The following is an 11,673-nucleotide window of genomic DNA, read 5'->3' as shown; positions in this document are numbered from 1 at the left end:
TGGGGAAGGAACTTTGCCCCCTTTTGCCATCTTCTGTACGACCCCCTTTGTATTGTAGTGTTGTCTTCTTACCAAATCATTGCGGATATATATCAATCCTGTCGGATAGAATATCCACAAACAAGCCATTTTCCATTATTATCAAGGAACAGAAGAAGTGCTTCATTTGTTGCCTTCTTCTTTTTAAATGATGTTGAAAATTGCAGCACTATATAATCCCCATCAGGTGCGGCGGGAAGACCTGATGAAAAATAGTAATTTGATTCAAGACTTCTTGATAAAAGTTTGCCAAGAGGTTTTCTAAAAGATTTCAGGGATTCTATCCATTTCTCTTTCGGCATTCTTTTTCTGAAGAAATCTGATGTATACTCCCAGCTTTGTTCATAATTGCCATTGTCAATTATTTTGAGCCATTTGTATGCGAAATCAACCGCCTCTTTATTAATAACAGGATTAATTTCTTCTTCATCATCTTCTTCCACTGGATAATCATTGGCATATAGACAAACAGGAACAATAGTAAAAAGTAACAATACCATACATGATATTCTTCTAATCATTGGAATTTCTATTTTCCCCTCCTTATATTTAATCAGAAAACGCAAAGAATAAAAAAGGGGCCATGTCTCAACGACATGGCCCCTTATAGATTATTCTAGCAATAGCAGGTCCTGTTGATGATTATCTTCTTAAGATCGTCCGACAGGTCGTTGAAATAGGCGCAGTAACCTGCGACGCGGACCAGAAGGAACGGGTATTTTTCCGGGTGGTCGTATGCATCGATCAGTATCTGCTTGTCGATGACATTTGGCTGGAACTGCATGCCGCCCTTCTTGAAATAGGTGCTGAATATGCTGGCCAGGTTCCTAACGCCGCCGGGACCCTGGAACAGGGCAGAATCAATTGTGAATGTGACGGTCGTTCCGTTCGGTGCGTATTTTACAAAATCAACGCCTGCAACCGAATTGAGTGATGACAGGAGGTCGCCAAACTCCATCCCGTAATGAGGGGCCACGCTGTTTGCCAGAGGCACGCCCTTGAGCCTTCCTGAAGGCAGCGACGGTGTCTTCTTGCCGTAGACGTCGCTTACGTTAAGCGCATAATAGCCGGCTGCATATATGCCATTTCTCGTGCAGTTGGGCACCTGGGCGAGCGCGTTTATATAAACCTGTAAGGTCCTGTTCACCCAGTCGATTGCTTCCTGGGATTCGTCCTGGCCGAATTTCGGCACTGCAAGAAGAGCCTCTCTTATCTGGGAATAATATTCGCCTTTGAAATCATGGTTGATGGCATTGATTATGTCCATGATCGTATAAAGCTTTTTCTTGAAAACGACCACGTCTATTGCGTGCAGGGAATCCGCCACATCCGTGATGCCTACGGCCTGAATTCCGCTGCTGTTGAATTTTGCGCCGCCCTCGTTCAGATCCTTTCCTGTTGCAATGCAGTTTTTTGAAAGGGAAGAGGCAAGGGGGGTGGTGAAGTCTTTGCGGATTGCCGCTTCTATCTTCTGGTGGTCGGTCAGGATGGAGGTCGCCAGATGGTTGAGACGTGTCTGGAAGCGCTCCATCAGCTCATCCATGCTCTTTGGCGGATTCGGGGCCGGTGTTCTCATCTTCTTGTAGAAATCTCTTGCCTTCATGTAATTGTTGAATATGAACTTTGAAACCTTGCCGTCGCCGCTGAAGTTATATTCGATGAACTTGGTGTAGATTTTTTCCTGCTCGTCCCAGAAGTCAAAGTTCCACAGGTCGTTTTCTTCACCTTTGAGTGCCTGTAAAAACGGCAGCGCAACATTCATGTTCGCACAGTCGGTGTTCCCGTAATGGTCATCCGATGCATTGGGTTCGACGCAGCCTATTATCGCATAGTTTCTGGCGTCTTCAACCGTGGTGTCGTAATGCTTCTGAAGCGTTTCGATGTAAAGCTCGTCATTGTAAAGCGCAGGCATGGGCGCGCCGTTTATGTACACCTCGGCAAGCCTGTCAAGATATTCAATAGGGCTGTCCTGATGAATCCTTGCAGTCATGTTTATGGCATAGGGCTGGAGTTCGCAGATATCCAGCAGGGCATAAGTAAGGTCGTTCGTTGCATCCTTGCCGTCTTTGCCGAGGCCGCCCGCGGTTACCGCCTGGTCTGTGGACATGGTCTCAAAGAGCCTTCCGACCCTTAAATACGTATCTCCGTCGTTTACGAAAATGGCTTCGTCCATCTTGATTATGAAGAGAGCCAGAAGCTCTTTCGCCTTTTCGTAATCGATTATACCGGCAGCCTTGTCTCTTTCGTAGTAGGGGTTGAGTATCATGTCGAGCCTGCCCGGTGATATCGCGTTTTCAAAGGTCTCAAGGCAGAGCGCGATGTGGATGAACATCATGCTCTGGAGCGCCTCATGGTATGTACGCGCCGGGTTTTTGGGTACATACCTGCAGATTGCGGCCATGTCTTCGAGCTCTTTTTTGCGTGCAGGGTCGGATTCTGTTTTACTCATTTCCGTAAGTTTATCGGCATAGCGCTCGGCCCATGCTTCCAGAGCTTTAAGGGTTATGATTGCGCCGTCATAAAAATCCTGATTATTCTCAGGCTTTTCCTTTTTCATGGTCTCGATTTCTTTGATGATCCCCGTTGTCCCGAGTTCAAGCATACGCTCGTAATTGACTACAAAATGCGCGATAGATGCCATATTGTTGTTGAAACCGGCATTCATCTCTGAAGAGCGTGCAATCATCATCCTCAAATCCTTGAAGGTCTTGTTGACTTTCATCAGGAGGCAGTGCTTCAGCCAGAAGGGGAATATCTTGAAATAGAAAGTCAGCTTGTCTTTCGTTGAGCACTGGAATGAAACCGGGGTCTGTTTGTGAATCTGGTGGATGATTGAAACCAGAAGGGCCCCGTAATGTTCTTCCCAAACCTGCGCACCGCGCCTTTTTTCGGTATAATTGCCGACCAGAAGCTCACCCGGATGGACGATAACGCTCTTGTTTTTAAGGACATATTCAAGTCGTTTGGCCCTGTGAAGGTATGAAGGTTCATTAAAACCATTCTTCTTGTAAAAATCGGTTTTCAGGTTGGACACCTCGAAGGACAGGCTGTGGTCGCTGGTTCTGATGGCGTTCTGTATGTCGTAGACACGCTGTGTAAAGACCGCCTTATGTCTGGTAGTGTCCAGGTCTATGCATTCCGCCTTTATGCCGTATGATTTGAAAGTTTCTACGGCAGCCTTGACCGAGGCCAGAGCGCTTTCGTTTGAAATGTTCAATGACTTCTGCTCGATGCCCAGTCGTTTAGCCTTTTCCTCGTACATGTTGTGGTATTTGAGAAGTTCAATGGAATCATGGCCGTGGGACTTCAAAAATTCCGCAGCCGCTTTGATGTTGCTCTCTGCGTCATTATAACCAGGCACCATGACCATCCTGAATTTGACGCTGGCGTTCATATCGATAAGCTTTTTTATGTTTTCGTGTATCAGTGAGGTGTCCTGCTTCGTAAATTTTTTATGCAGTTTGTCGTCTCCTACGATTTTGAGATCAACAAGGAACAGGTCTATGTAAGGGGCGATCTTATCAATATTATCCCAGGGCACGTGAAGGGAGGTTTCAACCGCGATGTGGATTTTTTCTTTTATAAGCTGTTCCAGAAGGGGTATCAGGCTCTCCGGGGTCTGAAGGAGAGGGTCACCGCCGCTCAGAGTTACGCCGCCGCCTGTTTTATAATAATAGTCTCTGTCTCTCAAAACAGTCTCCATGATGCCGGGAATCGAATAGTCGGCGTCGGTTGCGGTTTCGGCCCTGGCTGAAAGCGTTTCTGGATTCTGGCACCACAGGCACCTCAATCCGCAGCCGTAAAAGAATATCGTGGTGCGGATGCCGGGGCCGTCATGAACGCATGTGCGCTGTATTTTAAGGACTTTTAATTTACCGGGGGGTAACCCTTTGCTCTTCTTTGATGGCTGCTCGATCCCAGGTTTCTCTGAAGTCTGCGGGTTTTGAATCGTATCCATTACTTTGCTCCTTTAAATTATATTCATAACCTTACTTCTGCTATAAAATAAAATTAATTGTGACAAATATGATTTGAATCAAGTTTAATACAAATAAAGCAATATCAGTGCCACAGATTTAACCTTATTTAAACGTTCAGTATATAGCTCTTTTCGCATCCGTTTTCAAGCGATATAAGAATAAATAATTCCTATGATATTGTTGTATTATGATGTTTTTGTTGCGACATGAGGAGATTAATTGCTTATTAAGGTGAAAGTGCATGTGATGATAAATCTTATAGTCTATCCCACCGGTCTCCGATCGAAGGAAATATTCTGCCAAATATTAAGAAAATTGCTTTACAGTCAATTTTAAAAACCTGTTGAAAAATTACCGTAACACATGGACAATAAGCCGGTCCTTCCTTATAATATCTTATACAGCACAGAACAGGCTGATCGAAATATATTCAATATCTGAGGAAGAAAGGGGAATGATATGAGGAGACTGAATCGGGCTGGAAGCTTTTCCGTATTTTTACTGGTAATTATCCTTCCTTTCCTTTTAATGCTGACAGTTGTTTCCTGTAAACCGACCTGCGATTTTTCCATTGCTGTTATTGCCGATCCGCATTGTTCGGGGAGTCTTGAACATTGGGACCGTATGGACAAGGCGATATCATGGATCAATGAAAACAGGGCTGCCGAAAAGATCGATCTGGTCGTTATTGTCGGTGATATGGCATGGGGCGGAAATAATCTTTCAATCATGAAGGGAAAACTTGACGGACTTGCAGCACCATATATTCCTGTAATAGGCGATAATGAAATCCACGGAGGTGATGAGGCGGTATTCGATGATGTCTTCTCTTCTCAGTTCGATAAGCTTGCATTGCTTTTCGCGGACTCGTGGAACAAGGCCCCGGCGCATGTCATGAACCCGCAGACTGATAAAGAAATGTATCTTGAGAACTATTCATTCGACTATAAGGGGCTGCATATAGTCTGTGCGGACTGGAACACAAGAAATAATGACGGTGGAGTGCTCGAACCCGAACAGGCCGAGCTCTATGATTTCGAAGGAGGCACATGGCCGTGGTTCAAAGAGGATATACTTGCTTCAACAGGAAGGGATAAGGAAAGCATTCTCGTTTTCTCACACCATCCGATGCATGTTTCCCCGGTTTATCCGCTTACAAAAATGGACCTGGGCGCTTTTTCATATGAGGATTTCAAGACCATCACCTCTTTTACTCTGCCGCTTAAGGATTACATATATGCAAGCTATGCCGGGCACTATCATGTTCCGATGCAGCAGGACCTCAGAGAAGGAGGATACAAGGTCTATGTGACGAGAGCCCTTCACCAGCCCAGGCAGCTTGAAGGCGGCAATCTTCTTAAGGAGCCGACAATAAAGCTGATTAACGTCACAAAGAAAGATGGAGGGTTTACTTATAGAAATCAGCTCGTATTCACGGATCAGGGAGGGCAAGCATTAGTACTTGATGAAGACTCCCTATAGATGACTGCATCGGCTGTCTGGCCTGTGCTTTTAAATAACTCCCGACCCCTCTGGTGTTGTTGACAAAAACGTCTTCAAGCTGATACTTCGCTTATTGTCATGGACATACTGCAGGGACATATTGAAAAAATCGACAAAGAAGGCATTGCCGCCCTGGACAAGATTCACGGTGTTGAAAGGCTTGAACTGATTAAGTTCAGCAGTGATGTCGTGAGCGCCTATGGTGAGGTTTTCAGGGCGAACAGGGCGATTATTGTTGACGAAAGGCTTCTGCCTTTTTCAAGGGAACACATCAAGACAGCCCTTAAAATCCAGTTTCATTCCTTTGCATTCAAAAGGGAGGTCGAAGCGATGGAGGATATTGCACGGGCATATACCGGCTTGAGCAGGTTCCAGCATATCGAAGATAATGACAGGCCTTTTCTGGAAGAGCTTAATAATATATCGGTGCCCAAGACCGATCTTTTTGAGCATAAAAAAGAGAGCGCCGAATTTAGCGAACAGGAGAGGATCTTTCTCGAAAGCTTTCAGGCTTTCAGCTCTTATGTGGCAAAGGTCGAGACGGAAAAAGAAAAGTTGAGGCAGGACTTCGCCTGCTTCATCAGAGGGTTTGCCGGGTCGGAAAAAGCCGAAGTTAAGGGGAATTGATGGGCGATACATTACCAATCGTATTCATAATTGCGTCTCTGGTGCTTATCATAACGCCCGGACAGGATATGATACTGGTCATGTCACGTTCGATATCCCAGGGTGCAAAGGCCGGCGTAATGACGGCAGCCGGCGTGAGCACCGGGCTTATCGGCCATACGCTGCTTGCATCGCTCGGGCTCGGAGCGCTTCTCGTTGCGTCTGAAGCGCTTTTTACAGCGGTTAAAATCGCAGGATCGGCATACCTTGTTTACATGGGTGTTACTCATTTCTGGCACAATAAACTGAACATGGACATACAGAACATGCCTTCCATGCCGCTAAAAAAATTATATTTCCAGGGCGCTCTGTCAAACCTGTCAAACCCGAAAATCGCAATTTTTTATTTTGCCTATCTGCCGCAGTTCGTTCCGGCCGGTTCGGCAGATACTACAATAAGGCTGCTCTTTCTCGGGACGGTATTTGCAGCGCTTACATTCATGGTCAAAGGACCTGTGGGATTTACAGCGGGAGTCCTTTCAAACTGGCTGCGCTCGCGACCCTCAGTGTCTGACTGGATAAACCGCATAAGCGGATTTGTGCTCATTGCTCTGGGATTGAGGCTTGCCTTTGAAAGGAGAAATTAAATTAAACTGCTCCGGCGAAAACTTGAAGGGCCCAGTTTGAGGGTTACAGTTTTTAACGGGAGGTGATAAGTGCCGAAATTCGAAACAACGGATAAAACCGGCGTTAAAACAGCTGGATTGGAAGAGACTAACCGGAAAGCATGGTATCTGGTAACCGGCGCCAATGCCGGGATTGGAAAGGCCGTAGTCATAGGTCTTGCCCAAAAAGGCCTGCCTGTAGCAATGCTGTGCCGCAACAGAGATAAAGCCCTGGCGGCGTTGAATGATATAAGGTCTAAGGTTAAAGATGCGGATATCAAGCTTATAATCGGCGGCCTCTCGGATAATGCAGATGTTAGAAAATCAGCGGCGGCCATTCTGGAAGAGGTGCCGAAGATCGCCGCACTCATCAATAACGCAGGCATCTGGATGATGAAATGCGAGCTGAATGAAGACGACATTGAAAAATCCTTTTATGTCAACTGCCTGGCGCCGTTCCTGCTTTCAAATCTACTTCTGGAAAGGCTTAAAGAGAGCGCTCCGGCAAGGATTGTGAATGTAAATGCCGGACTTTATGTTTTCGGCAGGCTTGACCTTGACCGCACCCCGTACGGCAGGGATTTCAGCATGGTTCGCTCATACTGCAACAGCAAGTTTGCCGGGGTCTTGCTTACAACCGGAATGGCAAAGCGCCTTGAAGGAACCGGCATCACGGTCAATATGCTTCATCCCGGTGTGATTAAAACCGGTCTGAGGGTAACGGACGGTATTTTGGGAAAAATGTTGAAGATCATAAAATTACTTTGGAAATCCCCTGAACAGGGCGCAGAACCTGTAATCCACCTGGCCGTATCGGATGAAGTGAAAGGTGTATCCGGAAAATTCTTCATGCTCAAAAAGGAGATGCCTCTTATCAAAAAGGCCAGGGATGCCGCTCTTAATGACAAACTCTGGATCCTGAGCGAAAGGCTAACGGGATTGAATGGATAGCTTTCAGAAAGTAAGGAAGGATTTTGATGACATAGCAGTCCTTGATGAGGGATGGACGCATAACAGTTTCTTTTACAATTTTCTGAACAGGCATGTTCCATGGAATTGCATCGATATACTTGAGGTTGGATGTGGCCTCGGGGAATTTACACGCATCATTGCCCTGAAGTCAGAGCATGTTCTTGCGGTTGATTTGTCCCCTGAAATGATTCGTATGGCAAATCTGAACTCGACTACCTTCAGAAATATCGATTACCGCATCGAAAATATTCTGGATTATATATGGCCTGAGAACCATTTCGACTGCATAGTTTCCATCGCAACGCTTCATCACCTTCCTCTTGCGTTCATGCTTGAAAAAATGGTCTTTTCCATTAAACCCGGGGGTAGACTGATTATCCTGGATATGCTGAAGGCGGAAAACCTTACTGATTTCCTTCTTGGTGCTGTCAGCTTTCCTCTAAGCAGGGTAATGATGTTGATAAAGAACGGCAGGCTGAAGGAGCCGGAACATATTAGAAGGGCATGGGAAGAGCATGGAAAAAATGAAATATACATGAGGTTTTCAGAATTAAGGAGAATTTGTAACATCCATATTCCCGATGCTGAAATAAGAAGACATCTGCTTTGGAGATATTCAATAGTATGGACAAAACAATAAATACTGAAAAAATTATTCTGATAAAAGCCGGCGCCACATTTGAAAATGTCGCAAGAAGATGCGGTGACTTTGAAGAATGGATAATCAATGGCTTGGGATGCGGCCGCGAGCATATCAGAGTTATTGATATCCGGACCGGTGTTTCGCTGCCTGATATCCATGAATGTGAAGGGGTCGTGATAAGCGGATCACGCTCGCATGTGACCGAAAATCTTGACTGGGTGAATGCCCTGGCCGCATGGGTTCATTTGATTGTGGATGCCGGGATACCGGTGCTCGGGATATGTTTCGGCCATCAGCTTCTTGCGTATGCCTTCGGGGGGAAGGTGGATTTCAATGGCAAGGGCAGGGAGATAGGCACGGTTGATATCAATGTGAACAGTTCAGGCAAGAATGATATCCTATTTGGATCTCTCCCTTTAAGATTTCCGGCCAATGTTTCGCATAAGCAAAGTGTTCTGACGCTTCCCGACGGAGCAGTCAGTCTGGCATATAACGGGCATGATTCCAATCATGCATTCAGGATCGGTAAGTGCGCATGGGGCTTGCAGTTCCATCCGGAATTTGACCAAACGGTAATGCGGGCATCAATACTGGAACAATACGATGATTTAAAGAAAGAAGGTTTTGATGTCGAGGCTCTTTCCCGTTCAGTCAGGCAGACCCCCGAGGCTTTCAGTATATTGGAAAAATTTGCAAAGGTGAATTTATGAGAACAATAACGACAAGGAACAATCTTAAAATAATCCATGCAAACGGTATTTTCTTCAATTCGTATCTGATCTTTAACGGTGAGAAGTATATTCTTGTCGATTCCGGCAGAAGTTATGCATGGCCGCGGCTCAAGCACAACCTTGAAGAGCTGGGGGTTAGTGAGAAAAACCTCGAGGCTCTTATCCTTACGCACACCCATTTTGATCATGCCGAGAACGCCGCAAACATCAAGGAGCGATTCGGAGCCAGGATAATCGTCCATGAAACCGAGGCCGGATATCTTGAAACAGGCGACAGCCCGCTGCCTGATGGTACAGTCTTTTATACTAGGTGGCTCATGAAGGCATTCAGGACAAAGGCCCAGCCCATGTTCAGGTACAACCCGGTAACCTGTGACATACCGGTAGGAGATAAATTTGATTTAAACCCTCTGGGATTCAATGCCCGTATTATCCATGTGCCGGGGCACACCAGAGGTTCCATTGCTGTTATTATCGATAATGAAATAGCATTCACCGGTGATAACATGGTCGGGGTTTTCAGTGGTTCGATCCTGCCACCTTTCGGCGATGACATTCCGGGCATAATAAAAAGCTGGAAGACACTTCTTGATACAGGATGCTCACTTTTCATACCCAATCACGGGACTCCTAAAAAAAGAGAGATAATTAAAAGGCACTATGAAAGGAAAATCAGTAAGCAGTACACCTGAATAGTGACTGAAAATATAAATGTTATATCAAGTTCAAAAGGGACTTGACCTTTATATGTTATGTTATTAATTTAATAATATTCTAATCGAAATTCTTTATGGAGATTACATTGGATAATCACGATACTGACAAAAGAGTTCACCCCAGAAAAGATTGCCACGGTATTATCATGTTCAACGTGCTTTCCGAAGAACTTAACGAAGCCTACTGCAATAACAGCCCCTGCATTAAGGGAATAGCACGCGTGATCAACATGAACGATAATGGCATGATGTTCAGCATGATAGACCTGCTTGGCCTGACTGAAAACCTTAAAGGCTTCAGCTTCAAAAAATTCAAGGGAACGACGATTGAGTTCACGAAGCCGAACGACGGCAAGATTATCAAAGCCGAAATAATGCATGTTTCCGATAACAGCATCGGTGTGAAATATCTTTAGAGGATATTACCGTATTGTAGAAAGCTTGATCAAACCGTCCGGCGACCTTCACTTAAGTTCAGTCCGCAATTGTTGCATTTATTCTGGAAAAACGCAGATATGAGACTAGAAAACCCCGCATTGATGCTGATATTGATTTTACTGATTACCGGGTGCTCCGGATTCGATAAGAGTATAGTAAGGAAAGCGTCAACCGGAACTTGTATTTCAAAAGACCATAAATCAGTTACAAGTACTGATTCCCCCCTGAATGTTCACCTTTCATGGACTGAAGACCCTTCTTCGACGATGACAATTACATGGCTGACAAAATCAGAAAACCATAGTTTTGTAGAATATGGCATGAGAGAAACCGACCTTGCTTCAAGAATAGATTCGCCGTCTTCTTTGAAAACCGATTCCGGGATTATACATGAAGCAACAGTCACAGGTCTTAAACCCGGCACTGAGTATTATTACCGCTGCGGCAGCGATGGCAGCGGCTGGAGTGAAATACATTCATTCAGGACCGCACCTGCCGCAGGCCCGTTTTCTTTTGCCGTTGTGGGTGACACTCAGAATGACAGAAGTATCAGGAAAAACATTGCTGGTGCTGTCAGGAGTTTAAGACCTCTATTCGTAATTCACTGCGGAGACGTCACAAACGCGGGCGGAAGCCAAAAGCTCTGGGTAGAATGGTTTGAGGATATGGGCGGGCTTATAGCGGAGATTCCAATTATGACCGTCATGGGAAACCATGACAACTATTGTGCTCAGGTAAACGGCTTATGCAGGAATATGTTCGAACAGTTTGCTCTGCCCGATAACGGTATAAAGGGTGCAAGTGAATACTGGTATTCGTTTAATGTTGCAGGAACGCATTTCATGATGCTCAATTCTGAAAATAGTGCCGGTATCAAGCCCGGTTCGAAACAGTATGAATGGCTTGAAAATGACCTTGAAAACAATAAGGCGGCCTTAAACAAGATTGCTGTCATGCACAAACCGCCATTCAGCATGGGCCTGCACGGCGACAACATGATTATTCAGAAGTACTGGGTGCCCCTGTTCGACAGATATGGCGTCGATGTGGTTTTTTCAGGACACGAGCATGTTTACGAAAGGACAAAACAGCTGAAGGGGTTGAAACCTGATAAAACAGGGACAGTGTATATGATTGCCGGCAGCGGCGGCTCATGGGTCTACGGGTGCAAAGATAATGTGCCTGAGAGGAAGAAAGGTCTTTACGAAAAATGCGAAGGCGTCTGCGGATTCGTGCTCGTTGATGCCGGTTATAAAGGCATGAAATTTTCCATGATTGCAGTAAATGGCGGTAAAGATACGGCTGTTGATTCTCGTATTATAGACAGCTTTGAAATCGATAAATCAGACACATTGCCGGCAGACCCTGTTCGGAAATGAT

The 11,673-nt window shown here is 45.4% G+C and carries 11 protein-coding genes; 9 read left to right on the top strand and 2 right to left on the bottom strand.

Annotated elements, in window-relative coordinates:
• Window positions 1-92 precede the first annotated feature (92 nt).
• Together VIS94_10535 and VIS94_10530 are read right to left on the bottom strand one after the other, a co-directional pair.
• Window positions 93-560 (bottom strand): DUF4019 domain-containing protein, encoded by a 468-nt coding sequence (locus tag VIS94_10535; protein ID HEY9161510.1) that lies wholly within the window; start codon window positions 558-560, stop codon window positions 93-95.
• A 95-nt stretch (window positions 561-655) separates the two neighbouring features.
• A complete protein-coding gene (locus VIS94_10530) occupies window positions 656-3,997 on the bottom strand; it encodes a pyruvate formate lyase family protein (protein HEY9161509.1) in 3,342 nt (1,113 codons plus the stop codon).
• Window positions 3,998-4,478: 481 nt separating this feature from the next.
• On the opposite strand from VIS94_10530, the gene VIS94_10525 reads away from it, so the two are divergent.
• The 9 genes from VIS94_10525 to VIS94_10485 all read left to right on the top strand — a co-directional run bounded on the left by VIS94_10525 (window position 4,479) and on the right by VIS94_10485 (window position 11,672).
• Window positions 4,479-5,501: a metallophosphoesterase gene (locus VIS94_10525; GenBank protein ID HEY9161508.1), complete on the top strand. Its 1,023-nt coding sequence runs from the start codon at window positions 4,479-4,481 to the stop codon at window positions 5,499-5,501.
• Between the two features lie 99 nt (window positions 5,502-5,600).
• Entirely contained in the window at window positions 5,601-6,149 is a 549-nt protein-coding gene (locus tag VIS94_10520; GenBank protein HEY9161507.1) for a hypothetical protein, read from the top strand.
• Window positions 6,149-6,775, top strand: coding sequence for a LysE family translocator (locus tag VIS94_10515; GenBank protein ID HEY9161506.1), 627 nt, complete (start codon window positions 6,149-6,151; stop codon window positions 6,773-6,775). Before VIS94_10520 ends, VIS94_10515 begins: the two co-directional genes overlap by 1 nt.
• A gap of 69 nt (window positions 6,776-6,844) precedes the next feature.
• Window positions 6,845-7,744 (top strand): SDR family NAD(P)-dependent oxidoreductase, encoded by a 900-nt coding sequence (locus VIS94_10510; GenBank protein HEY9161505.1) that lies wholly within the window; start codon window positions 6,845-6,847, stop codon window positions 7,742-7,744.
• Window positions 7,737-8,405, top strand: a complete 669-nt coding sequence (locus tag VIS94_10505) for a class I SAM-dependent methyltransferase (protein HEY9161504.1) — start codon at window positions 7,737-7,739, stop codon at window positions 8,403-8,405. Before VIS94_10510 ends, VIS94_10505 begins: the two co-directional genes overlap by 8 nt.
• Window positions 8,390-9,118 (top strand): glutamine amidotransferase, encoded by a 729-nt coding sequence (locus VIS94_10500; GenBank protein HEY9161503.1) that lies wholly within the window; start codon window positions 8,390-8,392, stop codon window positions 9,116-9,118. Before VIS94_10505 ends, VIS94_10500 begins: the two co-directional genes overlap by 16 nt.
• The gene (locus VIS94_10495) at window positions 9,115-9,831 is read left to right on the top strand and encodes an MBL fold metallo-hydrolase (protein HEY9161502.1); all 717 of its coding nucleotides are present in this window, start codon (window positions 9,115-9,117) and stop codon (window positions 9,829-9,831) included. Before VIS94_10500 ends, VIS94_10495 begins: the two co-directional genes overlap by 4 nt.
• Before the next feature lie 110 nt (window positions 9,832-9,941).
• Entirely contained in the window at window positions 9,942-10,271 is a 330-nt protein-coding gene (locus tag VIS94_10490; protein ID HEY9161501.1) for a hypothetical protein, read from the top strand.
• A 99-nt stretch (window positions 10,272-10,370) separates the two neighbouring features.
• Window positions 10,371-11,672 carry a fibronectin type III domain-containing protein gene (locus tag VIS94_10485; protein HEY9161500.1) on the top strand — a complete coding sequence of 434 codons (1,302 nt, stop codon included), beginning with the start codon at window positions 10,371-10,373 and terminating at the stop codon, window positions 11,670-11,672.
• The last annotated feature ends 1 nt before the right edge of the window (window position 11,673 follow it).

The organism is Desulfomonilia bacterium, assembly GCA_036567785.1.
GTDB lineage: Bacteria > Desulfobacterota > Desulfomonilia > UBA1062 > UBA1062 > DATCTV01.
The sequence above is the reverse complement of the archived record's forward strand: the minus strand, read 5'-3'. Positions and strand labels throughout refer to the sequence as shown.